Consider the following 17,012-nt stretch of genomic DNA (forward strand, 5'->3'; position numbering starts at 1 on the left):
AACCAGTCGACCCATTCGAGGGTAGCGAACTCGACGGCCTCGAACGAGCGCCACGGCCCGCGCGGGTGAATGACCTCGGCCTTGTAGAGGCCGTTGATCGTCTCGGCGAGAGCGTTGTCGTAGGAATCACCGACACTGCCCACGGACGGCTCGACGCCGGCCTCGGCCAGCCGCTCGGTGTATTTGATCGAGACGTACTGGCTTCCTCTGTCGCTATGGTGGACGAGCCCGTTGCTCCGCACGGGCCGCCGCTCATGAAGAGCCTGTTCCAGCGCGTCGAGGACGAAGCCGGCATGGGCCGTGCGGCTGACACGCCAGCCCACGATACGCCGGGCAAAGGCGTCGATGACAAAGGCGGCATAGACGAAGCCCGCCCAGGTCGCCACGTAGGTGAAGTCGGAGACCCACAGCCTGTTCGGCGCCGGCGCCCGGAACTGGCGATTGACCCGGTCGAGCGGGCAAGGCGCCGCCTTGTCGCCACTCGTCGTTTTTATCCGCTTGCCGCGGATCGCCCCTTCCAGACCCATCTGGCGCATCAGCCGCGCTACCGTACAGCGGGCAACATCGAAGCCTTCACGCTTCAACTGCCGCCACAGCTTGCGCACGCCGTAGACCCGGAAGTTCTCCTCGTACACGCGCCGTATCTCGACCTTCAAGGCCTCATCCCGCTGCGCCCGAGCGGACAGCCGAGAAGGGTCGCGACGCCGGGCGACATGGTCACGGTAGGTGGACGGGGCGATCGGCAGCACCTTGCAGATCGGCTCGACCCCGTGAGCCTCCCGGTGATCGTCGATAAACGCGATCATCGCTTCAGTGGGCGGTCGAGCTCCGCCTGGGCAAAATAGGCGCTCGCCTTGCGCAGGATCTCATTGGCCTGCCTGAGCTCGCGAACCTCGCGCTCCAGCGTCCGTATCCGCTCGCGCTCGTCGGTCGTCGTACCAGCCCGCATGCCGCTGTCGCGCTCGGCCTGCCGGACCCAGCGCCGTAACGTCTCGCCCGTGCAGCCGATCTTCGCCGCGACCGAGTCGATCGCTGCCCATTGCGAGGCGTGCTCGCCCTGGTGATTCAAAACCAGACGGACCGCCCGCTCGCGAACCTCCGTCGGATACCGTGTCGATTGTGTTCCCATAACAGCTCCTTCTTCTCACAAGTCGGAGCCTCCGGGAAACTCGGCGCGGTTCAGGGCGTGTTGGGACGAGCTTAGGGAGAAAGCGCGAGCTTTGCCCAAGTGTCCCTCGTCGAAAGTGCCGAAAGTCTGAGGTAGAAGTTGTGTCGGGCGCTCCGGCTTTTCCCGGAAATTTCAATTAATCTCGACACTTGTATATAGTAGTGGCGGACCCGACAGGATTCGAACCTGTGACCTCTGCCTTCGGAGGGCAGCGCTCTATCCAGCTGAGCTACGGGTCCGCTGGCGCGTCGCGGCGCGGCCCCACGAAATAGCGGAAAGCGCGCCGCCGTGCAATCGCGGCGTTGGCTCAGGCGGCGGCGCCCGTGGCTTCCTCCAGGGGCTCGATCCAGCGGCCGTGATAGTCGCAGTGGGCGAGCACCCGCGTCTCCCCGCCGGGCCACAGGTTGACGTAGAGCGCCGCCTTCCAGGGATCCTCGCGCCAGGGCTCCATCCGGACCCAGGCGAGCGGTGCGTCGGCCTCCGCCAGGTCGCCCGTGACCTCGATGGCGGAGCGCAGCGCCTGCTGGCTCTCGTGCGGCAGGTACTGCCAGAAGATCGAATGGAAGATCACCGTGGTGCGGTCCTTCGGCCGGCGCTGCAGGCTGGCCCCGATCCAGTCGACGGCGTCGGCGCGGGCGACGCGGGTGGCGCGCGCCTTCGCTATCTCAATGGCGCCGTCCAGGCGCTGCAGCCGTGGCTGCTGGTCCGGCCAGACATAGGCGCGGAGCCGCAGCATCTGCGCCGGGTCCCGGACGTCGAGGGGACGCAGGTCGCAGGCGAAGCTGGCGGCGATCTCCACCGGCCCCAGGTCGGGCGGCGGTCCGCGCCATTCGGGGGCGAGGCGTACGGCGGAGTCCGCCGGTCCCCAACCGGCGCCGCCCAGGTCGTAGCGGAAGCGGTCCCAGTTCTGGTTCAGTCCGGCGCTGGCGCCGATCTCCAGCATGTGCAGCGGCCGCCCGCCGCGCCGCGCCGCGTCCTGGAAGCCCAGCATCAGGGCCGCCGCGCGGGCCGTCTCGTTGGTCTGCGGCGGGTGGCGCAGGAACTCGCCCAGGAAGTCGCCATAGCCCGTCATCGCCGCCTCGACCGCCGCCCACAGGGCGTCGTCGTCCCCGGCTTCAGCGGCCGCGCGGGGCGGGTAGCGCTCGGCCAGCTCCGGCGCCCGGCCGGACAGCACCAGGGCATGCAGCGCCCCGGCGAAGCGCAGCGACAACGCGTCCTCGAACATGCGTTCGTCCGGCCAGTCGAGCACCGCGCGGCCGAAGTCCGTTTCCGGCGTCAGCCGGGCCGCCGCCAGCGGCAGCAGCCGGGCCATGAAGGGCGAGCCGAGCCGGCCGCAGGCCTCGCCCTGACGTTCGAAATGACGCCTCGCAAGTTCGCCCAAGTTTCCCTCCAGCGGTATTGTCCGGGACCGTGGCCGCGCCTGGCGGGCCGCACGCGGAAGGCGGCACCTTATCTTTTTGCGTCTGCGAACGTAACCGTCTTGACAGCGGCCCCGCGGACCATTAGATCGCGCTTTCGAACGCAATCGCACGGGCTTCCCTTCGATGGGACTCGGTCACGGCGTGAGCGTCTCTGTTTGGCTTTGAATGTGCCTGGCCGCTGGGGCCGGGGGCTGATGGAGAAATGCTATGCCGTTCATGCGACGACAGACCTGACTTCGCTGAAGTCAGAGGCGGCACAAGGCCCGGTATCGGGATAACCGCCGCTCAGTTCCGCTGAGCATCTCCACCTGCTGGACCATACGCCGGCCACCGCCCGTCAACCCCCGGGCCGTGGCTCACTGTCATTTGCGTCAAGGGGGACCCCGCATATGGACTTCACGACTTCTCAGGTTCTGGACGAGGGCCTGGATCTCGACGACCGCGCCGACGAGGCGCGCAAGGATTTCTTCATCGTGCGCGACGGCGAGTGCTTCGCCGGCACGCATCTGCTGATCGACGTCCGCGAGGCCGAGGGCCTGGACGACATCAAGCACATCGACAGGACCCTTCGGGCCTGCGTCGAGGCGGCAGGCGCGACGCTGCTGTCGATCGACCTGCATCACTTCACGCCCAATGGCGGCGTGTCGGGCGTGGCGATCCTGGCCGAGAGCCACATCTCGATCCATTCCTGGCCGGAATACGGCTATGCCGCGCTCGACGTCTTCATGTGCGGCGACGCCGAGCCGCAGAAGGCCGTGCCGGTGCTGAAGAAGGCGTTCCGTGCCGGCATGGTCGAGGTCGCGGAGATCCGCCGCGGGAAGGGCATGGTGGGATGACCGAATGGGTGACCGAAGCGCTGCATGACGGCCTTCGATCGTCCTTCCGGGCAGACCGCGTTCTGTACCGCCGGCCGGTCGGGCAGCAGGATCTCGTGCTCTACGAGAACCCGAAGTTCGGCCGCATGCTGGCGCTCGACGGCGTGACCCAGGTCACGGAAGCCGACGAGTTCATCTACCACGAGATGCTGACCCATGTGCCGCTGCTGGCCCATGGCGAGGTCCGCTCGGTGCTGATCGTCGGCGGCGGCGACGGCGGGATGCTGCGCGAGGTTGTGCGGCACCGCTCCGTCGAGCGGGTGACCATGGTGGAGATCGACGAGGGCGTCGTGACCTTCTCGCAGGAGTACCTGCCGAAGGTCTCCGACGGGGCCTTCGACGATCCCCGGCTGGACCTGGTGATCGCGGACGGCGCGGAGTTCGTGCGCGATACGGAGCGGACATTCGACGTGATCATCGTCGATTCCACCGATCCGGTCGGGCCGGGCGAGGTGCTCTTCACCGACCATTTCTACGGCCACGCCAGGCGGCGCCTGAACCCCGGCGGGGTGCTGGTGACGCAGAACGGCGTGCCGTTCCTGCAGGGTGCGGAACTCACCGGCACCATGCGCGCCTTCGGTCAGCTGTTCGCCGACCGCACATGCTATCTGGCCACGGTGCCGACCTATGTCGGCGGCCCCATGGCCTTCGGATTCGGCACGGACGACAAGTCGCTGCGCCGGGTCGCCGTCGAGACCCTTGCCGACCGGTACCGGAAGGCGGGGCTTTCCACGCGTTACTACACCCCGGAGGTACACAGGGCGGCCTTCGCCCTGCCGGGTTACGTCCAGGAACTGCTCGACGCGGCCTGAGCCGCCAGTGACAGCCTGAGTTGTTGGTTCAAGGGCGGGTATCGCCCGGCCGCCGGCACGCCGGTCGGCTTCTTTATGGAAAGGTTCGGGGGTCTGCAATGACACAGCGGATTCACGATTATCTGGAGCGCACGGCCCATGAGGCGCCGTGCCTGGTGATGGATCTGGAGCGGGTGCGCGACAACTATCAGGCGTTCGCGCACGCCATGCCGGACACGCGGGTGTTCTACGCCATCAAGGCGAACCCGGCGCCGGCGATCCTGGAGCTGCTGGCCGAACTGAGCAGCTGCTTCGATGCGGCCTCGGTGGCCGAGATCCGCATGGCCCTGGCCGCCGGCGCGACGCCGGACAGGATCAGCTACTCCAACACCATCAAGCGCGAGCGCGACATCGCCACGGCCTTCGATCTGGGGGTGCGGCAGTTCGCCTTCGACTGCGACGCCGAGCTGGAGAAGATCGCCCGCGTGGCGCCGGGCAGCCGCGTGGTCTGCCGCCTGCTCTGCGACGGCGAGGGCGCCGACTGGCCCCTGTCGAAGAAGTTCGGCTGCGCGCCGGCCATGGCCGGCCGGCTGATGCGCCGCGCCCACGAGCTGGGTCTCGAGGCCCATGGCCTGGCCTTCCACGTCGGCTCCCAGCAGCCCAATCCGGGCATGTGGGACGGTGCGCTGGCGACCTGCGCGGACCTGTTCCGCCAGCTCGGCGAGCAGGGCATCGAGATGAAGATGGTCAACCTGGGCGGGGGCTTCCCCGCCCGCTATCTTCGCGACGTGCCCCAGGTGGAGATGTACGGCCAGGCGATCACGGGCTCGCTGAAGCGCCACTTCGGCAACCGGATCCCGCAGACCATCATCGAGCCGGGCCGCGGCCTGGTCGGCGACGCCGGCGTCATCCGCTCCGAGATCGTGCTGATCTCGAAGAAGGACGACGACGATCCGGTGCGCTGGGTCTATCTCGACATCGGCAAGTTCGGCGGTCTGGCCGAGACCATCGACGAGGCCATCCGCTATCCGATCCGCACCGACCATGACGGTGAGGAACTGGCGCCGGTGGTGCTGGCGGGGCCGACCTGCGACTCGGTCGACGTGATGTACGAAAAGGAGCCGTACCTGCTGCCGGTCTCGATCGAGATCGGCGAGACGGTGACGATCGAATCGACCGGCGCCTACACGGCGACCTACGCCTCCAACGGCTTCAACGGCTTCGACCCGCTGAGGTGCGTCTGCATCTGAACGCGCCCGTTCAGGCACGGAACGAACTTCCTCCCGGTCCGGCGTCAGCGGGACCGGGAGGGGGGTCTCCCCGCATTCTTTCCTGACTATTCGGCCCGGCCCCAGATGCGCAGCGAGGCGCCGTGCGCCTTCAGCCAGGCGTCAGCGCCCTCCGGGTCCGGGTGCAGCCGCGCCACCAGCGCGTGGAAACGCGACCCGTGGTTCATCTCCTTCAGGTGCGCCGTCTCGTGGGCGGCGACGAAATCGAGCACCGCCGCCGGCGCCAGCACCAGACGCCAGTTGAAGGAGAGCACCGCCCGCGCCGAACAGCTTCCCCAGCGGCTCTTCTGGTCGGCGATCCGCAGCCGCGCGATCCGGACGCCGATCTCGTCGGCGTAGCTGCGGCTCGCCGCTGCCAGCCGCCGCCGGGCCTCGGCCTTCAGCCAGTCGGTCACCCGGCGGTTGAGGTGTTCGCCGCCGCCGGCGACTTCCAGCATCGCCCCGTTGCGGCGGACGCCGAAGCGGCCATCGGCCCTGTGCACGATGGCCAGCCGGTCGTCCTGGAAGGGGATTTCCAGCCCGTCGCGGAACGGCAGTGCCGCAGGGCGCGCGGCGCGCCTTTCGGCCAGCCAGTCCAGGTTCTGACGCACGAAGGCCTCGCCGGAGCGGCGGGACACGCCGGGGGGCAGCACGAGCACGGGTGCGCCGTCGACGCTGTCCAGCCTGAGCTTGATCCGCCGTGCGCGGCCATGGCGGACGACCCGCAGATCGGCGGGCAGCGGCCTCATTCGAACTGCGCGCCGTGCAGGACGCGGATGCGGCTGTCCAGTTCGCCCCGGTCGATGTAGTAGCCGCGCAGCCGCCGCCGGCCGGTGTTCGGGTCGAACGCCGTGCGGCCGTGAAGGATGCGCGAATTGTCGAACACCGCCATCTCGCCGGACTTCAGCCTCAGCTGCAGCCGGCGGGAATGGCTGTCGACCAGCGCCTTCAGGCTGCGGTAGGCGCGATACCAGTCGCCGACGATCCCGGATTCCATGTCGACAATGTCCAGGATTCCCGGATTGAACGCCAGCCTGACGGGACGGCCGGCGGCGTCCGGCTCCACCAGCGGCCGGCGGATGCGCAGGTCCGTCTCGCGGTCGCGGAAGCGGAAGGGGACATCGACCTCGGCCAGCAGCCGAAAGGCCGCCGGCGCTGCGGCGCGCAGGTCCTCCAGGATTCGGAAACCGTCGGCGAAGACGGAATCGCCACCCGTGGCCTCGTTCGCCAGACAGTGCAGGAACTGGTAGCCGGGCACCAGATGCTGGTTGGGCAGGTCCGTGTGCAGGCCCAGTTCGTCGTGCGTGTAGGCCTGGTTGTTGGGATCGGGCCGGGAAACCACCTCGAAGATGACGCCGAAGTTCGTCTCGCGCAGGAAGCCGATGCGCTGCCCCAGCGCCACGCCCTCTTCGTCGCCGTCCAGTCCGCCGATCACGACCAGGCCGTCGCGCTTCAGTTGCGACAGCATCCGGCCCAGGCCTTCGTCGCCGGCGAGCGCCGCCGCCTCGAAGCGCGCCACTGCGTGGTCGTCCGCCCAGGCCACCGGCGCGATGTCGGCCGGATCCGGCCGGCGCCGGCCCGGCGCCCGGGCCAGCAGCCAGTCCAGTCGATAGGCGCAGGGGCCCGGCAGATCCGGCCAGTGGATCAGGATCTCGCCGTCGCGCATCTCCGCCCGTTCGGGGAAGATGTCCGGCGGCACCGACAGCAGATCGAAGCTGCGTTCCTGGGTGACGGGGTGAAAGGCGGCGGGTTCGTTGTCGCGCAGCCAGAGCCAGGGGAAGCGGCGGCTGACGCCATCGGGCGAATGAAGCAGAAGGCCGTCGGGCTCCAGCGCGAAGGCGAAATCGGTCATGACGGGTCTCGTTTGCGGAAAGGTGGCGTTCAGGGGTTCGCGGGAGGCGTCCGGCCTCACGCACCCGGCGGCCACCATTTCTGCTGCTTGATCCGCATCTGCATGACCCGGCCAATGTCTCGCTGTCAGGGCGCGATGTCCAGTGACCTCGAGAAATCCCGGGGGCGCCCGTCAGGCGGCCTTGCTGCCACCGCCCCGGGCCGGCGTCGGGGGCTGGATCGCCTCGGTCAGGCGGCGGCGGATGCGCTCCTGCTTTGCGCGGTCCTCGACCTTCAGACCGAACATGTCCCGAACATAGAAGACGTCGACGGCGCGCTCGCCATAGGTCGCGATCCGCGCCCGGCCGAGGTTCAGCGACAGGTCGAACAGCGCCCAGGCCACGTCGTGGACGAACCCCAGCCGGTCGCGGCCATTCACCTCGATCACTGTCCACGTGTTGGAGGCGTTGTTGTCGATGAAGACCACCGGCTCCACAGTGAATATCTGGGTCCGCTGGGCGTAGTTCGGCTTGCGGTCGGCGATAACCCGCGTCGGCCGCATCTCGCCCGAGAGGGTCTTGCGGATGGCGTTCTTCATCTTCTCCAGCCGCTCGGGATCGGTCAGCGGCCCTTCCTCGGCGTCCTGGACGATGAAGCTGTCGACGGCCATGCCGTCATGGGTGGTGAAGATGCGCGCGTCGACGATGTTGACGCCGGCCACCGCCATGGCGCCGGCGATGCGCGCGAACAGCCCAGGATGGTCGGTGGCGTAGATGACGATCTCCGTCATCGCCTTGAACTTGTCGGATCGGGCCTCGATCTCGATGTGTTTCTTCTGCTCGTCGGCGCGGCGCATGATCTCCGCGTGCCAGGCCTGGGTCTCGATATCCAGGCCCAGCCAGTAACCGTCGTAGAAGCGCTCCAGATGAGCGTCGAGCTGCCTGGTCGGCCAGTCCTTCAGCCGCTCGGCCAGATTCTGGCGCGCCTGCTTGATCCGCTCGCGGGAGGCGCGGCCGATCATGTCGCCGGACATGGCGTCCTCGGCGCGGTAGTAGAGGTCGCGCAGCAACTGACCCTTCCAGCCGTTCCAGACCCCGGGACCGACGGCGCGGATGTCGGCGACGGTCAGCACCAGCAGCAGCCGCAGCCGCTCCGGGCTCTGCACCGCGCCGACGAAATCGGCGATGGTCTTCGGGTCGGCCAGGTCGCGCTTGAAGGCGGTCGCCGACATCAGCAGGTGCCAGCGCACCAGCCAGGCCACGGTCTCGGTCTCCGCCGCGCTCATGCCCAGCCTGGGGCAGAGCTTCTTGGCCACGCGCTCGCCGAGCACCGAGTGGTCGCCGCCCCGGCCCTTGGCGATGTCGTGCAGGAAGACCGCGACGTAGAGCACCTCGCGCGACAGCACCTTGTGAATGATCTCGGCCGAGAGCGGGTGGTCCTGCTTCAGCTTGCCCTGCTCGATCTGCCAGAGCAGGCCGACGGCGCGGATGGTGTGCTCGTCGACGGTGTAATGATGGTACATGTCGTGCTGCGTCTGGGCGACGACGCGGCCGAAATCGGTGATGAACTGGCCCAGCACGCCGGCCTCGTTCATGCGCCGGAGATGGATTTCCGGTTCCTTCTCGCCGGTCAGGATATCCATGAAGGCGCGATTGGCGACCGGGTCCTGGCGCACCGGCCGGGTGATCTTCTTGCGGTGGCGGCGCATCAGCCGGAGCGCGTTGGGGTGGATGTCCAGATCTTCGTGCTGGGCCACGCGGAAGATCCGGACCATGTCCGCCGGCTTCTCGGCGAACTGCTCCTTGTCGGTCACGTCCAACCGGCCGCCCTCGGCCACGAAACCGTCGATCTCGCGCGTCCTGAGCCCCAGCCGCGGCAGGCGCAGCAACGGCTTGCGCTGGTTTTCCTGTTCGATCGCGGTGCAGATCACACGGGTCAGGTCGCCGACGTCCCGCGCGGTCAGCAGGTAGTGTTTCATGAACCGCTCGATGGCCTGCGCGCCCGCGTGATCGGTATAGCCGAGCCGCTTGGCCAGGTTGGTCTGCACGTCGAAGGTCAGCCGCTCCTCGGGCCGGTTGGCGAGCAGGTGCAGATGAAACCGCACCGTCCACAGGAAGCGCTCGGCCTTGACGAACTTGCGGTACTCGCCCTGGCTGATGACGCCTTTCTCGACCAGCTCCGAGACCCGGTCGACCTGGTAGAGATACTTGGCGACCCAGAACAGCGTGTGGAGGTCCCGCATGCCTCCCTTGCCCTCCTTCAGGTTGGGCTCGTTGACATAGCGGGAATCGCCGAAGCGCTGGTGGCGCTCGTCGCGTTCGGCCAGTTTCAGCTCGACGTAATCGATGCCGGAACCGGCGACGACGTCCTTCTGGAAGCGGCGTTTCAACTCGGCGTAAAGGGGCTGGTTGCCATAGACGTAGCGGGCTTCCAGCAGGGCCGTCCGGATGGTCGTGTCCTGCTTGGCCATGCGGATGCAGTCGTCGACGGTGCGGCTGGCGTGCCCGACCTTCAGCTTCAGGTCCCAGAGCATGTAGAGCATGTACTCGATCACGCTCTCCGACCAGGCGGTCTGCTTGTAGGGCATCAGGAACAGCAGATCGACGTCGGAGAACGGCGCCATCTGCCCCCGGCCGTAGCCGCCGACAGCAACGACCGAGAGTTGTTCGCCGTCGGTCGGATTGGCCGCCGCGAAGACATCCTCGACGGCGTGGTCGTAGAGCATGGTGATGATCTGGTCGACCAGATAGGACATGGCGCGTGCGGCCACATCGCCCGGCTCGCCCTCCAGGAACCGCTGCTCGATCTTCTGGCGGCCCTCGGCCAGGGCGTCCCGCAGGCGTTCGAACACGGCCTGGCGCAGACTGTCGCCATCGTGCGTTTCGGCCAGACGGCGCAGATCGGCGCCGATGCTCCGGCGGTCGATGATCTCGCGCTTGTTCTTGAGCTGCTCCATGGCCGGAAACATAGCAAAGCGCCGGCGGATTGACAGGGTGGTGGGGCCGGCCGCCGGTCAGGCGGCGTCTTCGTCCTCGACCTCGACGGCCTCCCGGTCGGAAGCGCGGCGGCGGGGCGCGTCCTCCGGCGGATTCTTGCGGCGGCGGCGGTCGGGTCCGAAATAGTCTTCGGTCTTCACGAAGGGACGGGCGCGTTCGATCACCGCGCTCAGCCGGTCGGCCAGGATGGTGACAGAGATCGGCTTGGCGACATACTCATTGATGCCGGCCTCGCGGGCGGCGACCACGTTCTTCTGCTCGCTGTGCGCCGAAACCATGATGATCGGCAGATAGGGATTGGGCGAGTCGCCTGCGGTGCGCAGGAACCTGGCGAGGCTTATGCCGTCCATGCCCTCCATCCTGTGATCCAGCAGCAGGATGTCGGGCAGGGCGCCGCGCATGTCGGCCAGCGCCTGCTCCGCGGTTTCCGCCTCGAAGATGTCGCGCACGCCCATGCTGCGCAGCATGCGGCTCAGCATGGTCCGCGTGGGCTTGTTGTCGTCGACGATCAGCATCGACAGGTTGGAGAGATCGAGCATGCCGCGTCGTGCCATCTCAGCCTCCCGCCGTCCGGATCCGGGAGTCGTCATCGTCGGGCCGGTCGGCCGCGAACATCTCCGCCTCGATCTGGTCCGTGGCCAGGCTGTCCAGCCGATCCACGGCGCGCCGGCGTTCGCCGGTGTCGGCCAGGCTTTCCATGGCCAGGATGCCGATGCCGCCGGTGGGTACGATGCCGCCGCCCTCGCGGCGGTCGGGTCCGAAATAGTCCTTGGTACGCACGAAATTCTTCGGATTCAGGATGAGGTCGGCCAGGCGCGTCGAGACGACCTTGGCGGACACGGGTTTGACGACGATATCGTTCACGCCGGCGTTGGTGGCGTTGATGATGGTGTGCTTGTCGGCGTAGCCGGTGATCATCAGGATCGGGACGAACGGGTTCGGACTGTCCTCGCTGACCCGGACAAGGCGCGTGAATTCGGTGCCGGTGATCGGCGCCATCTGGTGGTCGACGATGACGATGTCGTAGCGGGTCTTGTGGAGCAGCTGGAAACCGCTGGCCCCGTCCTCGGCCTGAACGATCTCGCGCACGCCGATCGACCGCAGGATCTGCGTCAGCAGCGATCTCATGTGACGATTGTCGTCAATGAGCATGATCTTCAGCATGCTGAGGTCGAGAAATTTCACGTCCGCTCCTGCCGCTGGCGCGGTATCCGCACGATCTGCCCTTGCCGGCGCGCGCCTTGCCACGCTCCGGCCATCCGCAATCTAGCGGTAAAGACTTGATGAACCGTAAATCACGGATGGGGAGGCGGCACCGCCTCGACGCCCTGGCCGTCGCCTGCCGGGACGCGGTCCTTACGCGAACATCGGTGGCCGCCGGAAGCCGCCCAGGGCCGTCTCCAGATGACGGGCGACGTCGAGGGCGGTGCGATCCTCCAGGAAGTTGGCGACGATCTGGACGCCGACGGGCAGACCCTCGCTTGTCGTCCCGATCGGCACCACCGCAGCAGGCAGGTAGACGCCGCAGGTCATGCCGCACCAGACGATCATGTCCGTGTAATCGCGGGCCTTGCCGTTGATGGTCACCTTGCGGCCCTGGAAGTCTTTCGAATGGTCGTGGGGAATCGCCGAGCGCGGCATCACCGGGCAGAGCAGAACGTCGTGCTCGCCGAAGAACTGCCGCCAGACCTCCCGCAGCCGGGCGCGGCGCTCGTTCAGCGCGATCCAGGCGGCGTGGTCCATCACCGCGGCGCGCGCGAAGATGCCGGCGTGAGAGTTGTCGTCCGCATCGGGCGGGCTGTCGCGCAACCGGCGGCGCAGCCCTTCCGGCAGGCCGGCGCCCAGTTCGCCCGCCAGCAGCGAGTAGTAGATCTCGTGGCTCTCCGCCATGTCGATATCCGGTCGGGCGTCGCGGGCGACCATGGCGCCGGCGTCGGCGAGGGCGTCGCCGGCCTGCTCGATCAGGGCCGCGACTTCCCGGTCGACCTCGCAGAAGGCGTCGTCCGACCAGACGGCGACGCGATAGTCCGCGACCCGTTCCCGCCGGGGCTTCGCCAGGTCCAGCTTCCAGCCGGGCGCGTCGAACTCGTCGGCGCCCGCCAGGATGTCCAGCGCCAGCTCCAGGTCCTCGACATTGCGCGCGAGCGGCCCGGCGACGCCGATGTCCGCGCCGCTCAGATTGCCGGGCGGACCGGGGATGTGGCCGCGGATCGGGACGATGCCGAAGCTGGGCTTCAGGCCCGTGACCCCGCAGAAATGGGCCGGATTGCGGATCGAGCCGCCGATGTCGGAGCCGAGTTCCAGTGCGGTGAACCCGGACGCCAGCGACGCCGCCGACCCGCCCGACGATCCGCCCGGCGCGCGGCCCAGGTCCCAGGGATTGTTGGTCGTGCCGTAGACGTCATTGTAGCTTTGCAGGTCGCCCGCCCAGATCGGCGTGTTGGTCTTGCCGTAGACGATGGCGCCAGCCTCGATCAGCCGCTCCACCGAGGTGGCGTGACGTGCCGGCACATGGTCCTTCAGTTCCGGCGCGCCGGCGGTGCAGGGCATGCCGACGACCTCGAAAGTGTCCTTGATCGTGATCGGCAGGCCATGCAGCGGGCCCCAGCTCTCGCCGCGCGCGGTGGCCGCGTCCGCGGCATCCGCTCTTGCCCGCGCCGCTTCGATATCGGTGGCGACCACCGCGTTGATCGTCCCGTTGTGGGCCTCGACGCGCCCCAGATAGTGGTCCAGCAGTTCGCCCGAACCGAATTCTTTGGCACGCATGGCCTCGACAAGCTGCTTCGCGCCCCGGTATTCGATATCCGCCATGATCGTCGCCCTCCCCAGAACCGTCCGGCTTCATCCGTTGCCCGGAAGCATGCCGCCGCGAGGCGTGTCTGTCCATCGCTGGCCGGTCCGATGACGCCGCGCCTGCGCGCCGACATCTGGGTCTCGGCCTACATGAAGACGGTACGGCTGCATGGCGGGTTCGCCTATCTGGTCCAGCGGGGCCACGAGGAGGCGGGCAGCGTGCTGCTCAAGATCGAGCGGCCCGAAGGCGGCCGCATGGTGCTATCGCCCGGCTATGTGGACGGGGAGCGGGTGTGGATGAAATCCACCGGTCCGGAGGCGGTATCGGACGCGGATGCCGAAAGCTATATTCGCCGCCGCCTGGCGACGGACCCGGACCTCTGGGTCGTCGAGGTGGAGGATCAGCAGGGCCGGCATTTCCTCGCCGAGCCCGTCGAAGGGGAGGACTGAGGCGCATGGGCATCGAGGCGGTGATCTGGGATTTCGGGGGCGTGTTCACCACCAGCCCCTTCGACCGGTTCGCGATATTCGAGACGGAGCGCGGCCTGCCGAAGGATTTCATCCGCACGATCAACGCCACGAATCCCGATGCCAACGCCTGGGCGCGCTTCGAGCGCTCCGAAATCTCCCTGGATGAGTTCGACGAGGCCTTTCTGGCCGAAGCCGCCGCCGCCGGTCACGAGGTCCGCGGCAAGGAAATCGTCGCGCTGCTTTCCGGCACGGTGCGCCCGGAGATGGTCCGCGCGCTGGACCGCATCCTGGCGCACGGCATCCGTTGCGCCTGCATCACCAACAATGTCCGCGCCGGTCAGGGGCCCGGCATTTCGGCCGACGCGGAAACCGCGGCGGCGGTGGCCGATGTCATGTCCCGTTTCGAGCTGATCGTGGAAAGCTCCAAGGTCGGCGTGCGCAAGCCGGACCCGAAGATCTATCGGCATGCCCTGGGCGAACTGGGCGTGGCGGCCGAAGCTGCCGTCTATCTCGACGATCTCGGCGTCAACCTGAAGCCGGCGCGCCAGCTCGGCATGCAGACGATCAAGGTCCTCGGCCCGGAGCAGGCGCTGGGCGAGCTGGAAGCGATCGTGGGTATTGATCTGAGAGCGTAGCTTGCCCGGTGCCGGGTCCTGCGCGACGCATGAGCGGCGGCTTGGGACCCACGCCTGAGCCCATCCGGCCGCGCCGCGTCTGCGCCAAGGCTCAGGCACGGACCCCGGATCGGGCCTTGCGGCCCGTGCGGGGCGCGGGAGGCTACCTCAGCTCCACCGCATAGGCCTCGGCCGGTTCCGCTTCCCCGATCAGGCCCTGGTGCTTCAGGAACTTCGCGAACTCGTCGTAGCGGCGGCGGTCCAGCGCCCGCGGACGCAGCGCAAAGCGGGGCAGCGTGTCGGCCCAGGCGCGGCGGTTGAGTTCGTCGTCCAGGTCCGGGTTCTGCTGCAGGAACAGCGCCCAGGCCTTCTCGGGTTCGTTGACCATGTACTGGACAGCGGCCTCGATGGCGTCGAGGAAGGCGAGGTAGCGCGGATCGTCCACGGTGTCCTTGTGAGCCACCAGGATCAGCTCGTCATAGGCCGGCACGCCTTCGGCCTCGACGTAGAAGGCGCGGCCCGGGCGGCCGACGATGTCCATCTGGTTGAGCTCGAAATTGCGGAAGGCGCCGATCACGGCGTCGACCTGCCCGGAGATCAGCGAGGGCGAGAGCGAAAAGTTGACGTTCACCAGCTCGATGTCGTCCATCGTCAGGCCGTGGCGCGCGAGCATGGCAGAGAGCATCGCGTCCTCGAAGCCGCCGACGGAGAAACCGACCTTGCGCCCCTTCAGGTCCGCAATGGATTCGACCGGCCCGTCCGCCAGCACCACCAGTGCGTTGAGCGGCGTCGCCACCAGCGTGCCTATGCGCCGCAGCGGCAGGCCCCGGTCGACCTGCAGGTGCAGCTGCGGCTGATAGGAAATAGCGATCTCCGCCTGCTTCGCCGCGACCAGCTTGGGCGGGTCGTTGGGGTCGGCGGGGGCGATGAACTCGACCTCCAGACCGCGCTTCTCGAACTCGCCCAGCGCCTGCGCCACGTAGAGCGGGCCGTGATCGGGATTGACGAACCAGTCCAGCAGCACCGTCATCTTCTGGGCGCTGGCGGTCCCGGTCGAGAGCGCAAGGGCGGCGCAGGCGGCGAGGATCAGGCGTTTCATCGTTTCGGTTCTCCTTGATCGGAAGCGAAGCTGTCGGGTTGCCAGGGCAGGGCGAGGCGCAGCAGGCGGTCGACCGCGAGCCAGAGCAGCACGGCGAAGAGCGCGAGCACGAACAGCGCGGCGAACATCAGGTCGATCTGCATCCGGGCATTGGCGTGCAGCATCAGGTAGCCGAGGCCGGCGCTGGAGCCGACCCATTCGCCGACCACCGCGCCGATGGGCGCGACGCCCGCCGCCACCCTGAGCCCGGAGCCGAGCGCCGGCAGAGCGGCCGGGATGCGGATGCGCCAGATCAGCGCCAGCCGGCCTGCGTCCATGGTCCGCGCCAGTTCGATCCAGCCGGGATCCGTGCGGCGCAGGCCGTCCAGGAAAGCGGTGGTGACGGGAAAGAAGATGATCAGCGTGGCCATGGCGACCTTCGACCATATGCCATAGCCGAGCCAGAGCACCAGCAGCGGCGCCAGGGCGAAGACCGGCAAGGCCTGGGAGGCGATCAGCACCGGCAGACCGAAGCGGCGCACCAGCGGCATGCTGTGCACCAGCAATGCCGAGGCGCAGCCGATCGCCGTGCCCAGCAAGAGGCCGAGAACGATCTCCAGCGCCGTCGTGCCGAGATGCTCCAGGATCAGGGCGTGGCGGGCGACAAGGGTCTCCATCACGCGCAGCGGTCCCGGTAGCAGAAAGGGCTCGATGCCGGACAGATCGACATAGAGCGCCCAGGCCGCGACCAGCACGGCAAGGGTCAGCAGGCCGCTGGCCAGAGGCTTCATGCCGCCTGCTCCACGCCCAGCGCCTCGACAATTCGCCGCCAGAGCGTCTGCGCCTCGACGCTGTCGGGCGCGCGGGGTTTCCCGCTTTCGGGTCGGATATCCAGGACCGGCCGCGCCGGCGCGCCGGCGAGGACGACGATCCGGTCCGCCAGGCGGATCGCCTCGAACGGCTCGTGGGTCACCATCACGACCGTGCGGCCGGCCAGCAGCCGCAGTCCCAGGTCCTGAAGCCGCAGCCGGGTCAGCGCGTCGACGGCCGAATAGGGCTCGTCCATCAGGACGACCGGCCGGTCTTCCATCAGGGTGCGGGCCAGCGCCGCCCGCTGGCGCATGCCACCCGAGAGCTGCGCCGGCCGTTTCGCCGCCGCGTCGGCCAGGCCCACCGTCGCCAGCATCTCGCCGATGCGGCCGGGGTCGGGGTGCGCGCCGCGCAGCCGGTGGCCCAGGGCGACATTCCCGGCCACCGTGAGCCAGGGCAGCAGCAGGTCCGACTGGGCCATGAAGGCGATCCGGCCGGCCAGCGGCTGGCCGTCATGGGCCAGGATCGCGCCCGGGCCGTCGAGCAGGCCGGCAATGCGGCGCAGCAGGGTCGACTTGCCGACGCCGCTCATGCCCAGCAGCACGGTCGTCTCGGCGCCCGTCAGGTCGAGGTCCAGCCGGTCGAGGATGGGGCGGCCGCCATAGGCGACGCCCACATCGCGTATCGCCAGCCCGGGCGCGGCGCCCCGGGGCGTTTGGCCAGAGGCCATCGGAACCTTTCCTTCCCTACGCCGGCATGGACGGCATGGCCGCCTGTCCGGATCAGGTTCAAGGGGTCGTTCCGTCGCGTTCTCGGAACCTCTCAGCCGCGCCCTTGCGGCTCCCCCGGATTGCGCCATCATAGGAAAGATGCGATCGAAGTCGAGCCGGTTTCAGT

Annotated in this window: 16 protein-coding genes, 1 tRNA gene and 1 other annotated feature; of the genes, 5 read left to right on the forward strand and 12 right to left on the reverse strand. The window is 68.3% G+C overall.

The features are described 5' to 3' along the window. From CWC60_RS22260 to CWC60_RS22270, 3 genes are all read right to left on the reverse strand, one after another. Positions 1-1,129 (reverse strand): IS3 family transposase gene (locus CWC60_RS22260; RefSeq protein ID WP_420891140.1). Its coding sequence is split into 2 segments (ribosomal slippage), with 1,130 coding nucleotides annotated over them: positions 1-835 and positions 835-1,129; the frame shifts between segments, so codons are not numbered across the junction. This gene is flagged as partial in the annotation. Further along, positions 732-848, reverse strand: a sequence feature (AL1L pseudoknot). Its footprint overlaps the gene before it by 117 nt. Positions 1,130-1,330: 201 nt before the next feature. Beyond that, positions 1,331-1,407 (reverse strand) — tRNA-Arg (locus CWC60_RS22265). Positions 1,408-1,475: 68 nt separating this feature from the next. Beyond that, positions 1,476-2,549 carry a DUF2332 domain-containing protein gene (locus tag CWC60_RS22270; RefSeq protein WP_164516696.1) on the reverse strand — a complete coding sequence of 358 codons (1,074 nt, stop codon included), beginning with the start codon at positions 2,547-2,549 and terminating at the stop codon, positions 1,476-1,478. 429 nt (positions 2,550-2,978) lie between these two features. Between CWC60_RS22270 and speD the strand changes: the two genes are divergently transcribed. The 3 genes from speD to CWC60_RS22285 all read left to right on the forward strand — a co-directional run bounded on the left by speD (position 2,979) and on the right by CWC60_RS22285 (position 5,505). Next, the gene (gene speD / locus CWC60_RS22275) at positions 2,979-3,425 is read left to right on the forward strand and encodes an adenosylmethionine decarboxylase (protein WP_109796119.1); all 447 of its coding nucleotides are present in this window, start codon (positions 2,979-2,981) and stop codon (positions 3,423-3,425) included. Next, positions 3,422-4,276: a polyamine aminopropyltransferase gene (speE, locus tag CWC60_RS22280; RefSeq protein ID WP_109796120.1), complete on the forward strand. Its 855-nt coding sequence runs from the start codon at positions 3,422-3,424 to the stop codon at positions 4,274-4,276. The genes speD and speE overlap by 4 nt, the downstream gene beginning before the upstream one ends. A gap of 98 nt (positions 4,277-4,374) precedes the next feature. Beyond that, the gene (locus CWC60_RS22285) at positions 4,375-5,505 is read left to right on the forward strand and encodes a type III PLP-dependent enzyme (RefSeq protein ID WP_109796121.1); all 1,131 of its coding nucleotides are present in this window, start codon (positions 4,375-4,377) and stop codon (positions 5,503-5,505) included. Positions 5,506-5,591: 86 nt separating this feature from the next. Here the strand turns inward: CWC60_RS22285 and CWC60_RS22290 are convergent, their stop codons facing one another. From CWC60_RS22290 to CWC60_RS22315, 6 genes are all read right to left on the reverse strand, one after another. Beyond that, a complete protein-coding gene (locus CWC60_RS22290) occupies positions 5,592-6,272 on the reverse strand; it encodes a M48 family metallopeptidase (protein WP_109796122.1) in 681 nt (226 codons plus the stop codon). Then, positions 6,269-7,375, reverse strand: coding sequence for a TauD/TfdA family dioxygenase (locus CWC60_RS22295; RefSeq protein WP_109796123.1), 1,107 nt, complete (start codon positions 7,373-7,375; stop codon positions 6,269-6,271). Before CWC60_RS22295 ends, CWC60_RS22290 begins: the two co-directional genes overlap by 4 nt. Positions 7,376-7,546: 171 nt before the next feature. Further along, entirely contained in the window at positions 7,547-10,321 is a 2,775-nt protein-coding gene (locus CWC60_RS22300; RefSeq protein WP_206420094.1) for a [protein-PII] uridylyltransferase, read from the reverse strand. A gap of 45 nt (positions 10,322-10,366) precedes the next feature. Next, positions 10,367-10,903: a response regulator gene (locus CWC60_RS22305; protein WP_164516697.1), complete on the reverse strand. Its 537-nt coding sequence runs from the start codon at positions 10,901-10,903 to the stop codon at positions 10,367-10,369. A 1-nt stretch (position 10,904) separates the two neighbouring features. Then, positions 10,905-11,534, reverse strand: a complete 630-nt coding sequence (locus tag CWC60_RS22310; protein WP_109796125.1) for a response regulator — start codon at positions 11,532-11,534, stop codon at positions 10,905-10,907. A gap of 171 nt (positions 11,535-11,705) precedes the next feature. After that, positions 11,706-13,160, reverse strand: coding sequence for an amidase (locus CWC60_RS22315; protein WP_109796126.1), 1,455 nt, complete (start codon positions 13,158-13,160; stop codon positions 11,706-11,708). 90 nt (positions 13,161-13,250) lie between these two features. Here CWC60_RS22315 and CWC60_RS22320 point away from each other — a divergent pair, with 90 nt between their 5' ends. Together CWC60_RS22320 and CWC60_RS22325 are read left to right on the forward strand one after the other, a co-directional pair. Beyond that, positions 13,251-13,592, forward strand: coding sequence for a DUF1491 family protein (locus tag CWC60_RS22320; protein ID WP_109796127.1), 342 nt, complete (start codon positions 13,251-13,253; stop codon positions 13,590-13,592). 5 nt (positions 13,593-13,597) lie between these two features. Further along, positions 13,598-14,248, forward strand: coding sequence for an HAD-IA family hydrolase (locus tag CWC60_RS22325; RefSeq protein ID WP_109796128.1), 651 nt, complete (start codon positions 13,598-13,600; stop codon positions 14,246-14,248). 142 nt (positions 14,249-14,390) lie between these two features. Here CWC60_RS22325 and CWC60_RS22330 read toward each other — a convergent pair whose 3' ends face one another. From CWC60_RS22330 to CWC60_RS22340, 3 genes are read right to left on the reverse strand one after another with little or no spacing between them, the layout of a single operon-like run. Further along, on the reverse strand, positions 14,391-15,326 hold the full coding sequence (locus tag CWC60_RS22330) for an ABC transporter substrate-binding protein (RefSeq protein WP_109796129.1): 936 nt from the start codon (positions 15,324-15,326) through the stop codon (positions 14,391-14,393). Next, positions 15,323-16,096 carry an ABC transporter permease gene (locus CWC60_RS22335; RefSeq protein WP_109796130.1) on the reverse strand — a complete coding sequence of 258 codons (774 nt, stop codon included), beginning with the start codon at positions 16,094-16,096 and terminating at the stop codon, positions 15,323-15,325. Before CWC60_RS22335 ends, CWC60_RS22330 begins: the two co-directional genes overlap by 4 nt. Beyond that, positions 16,093-16,845: an ABC transporter ATP-binding protein gene (locus CWC60_RS22340; protein ID WP_109796131.1), complete on the reverse strand. Its 753-nt coding sequence runs from the start codon at positions 16,843-16,845 to the stop codon at positions 16,093-16,095. Before CWC60_RS22340 ends, CWC60_RS22335 begins: the two co-directional genes overlap by 4 nt. Between the last annotated feature and the right edge of the window lie 167 nt (positions 16,846-17,012).

The organism is Minwuia thermotolerans, from assembly GCF_002924445.1.
Taxonomy (GTDB): domain Bacteria; phylum Pseudomonadota; class Alphaproteobacteria; order Minwuiales; family Minwuiaceae; genus Minwuia; species Minwuia thermotolerans.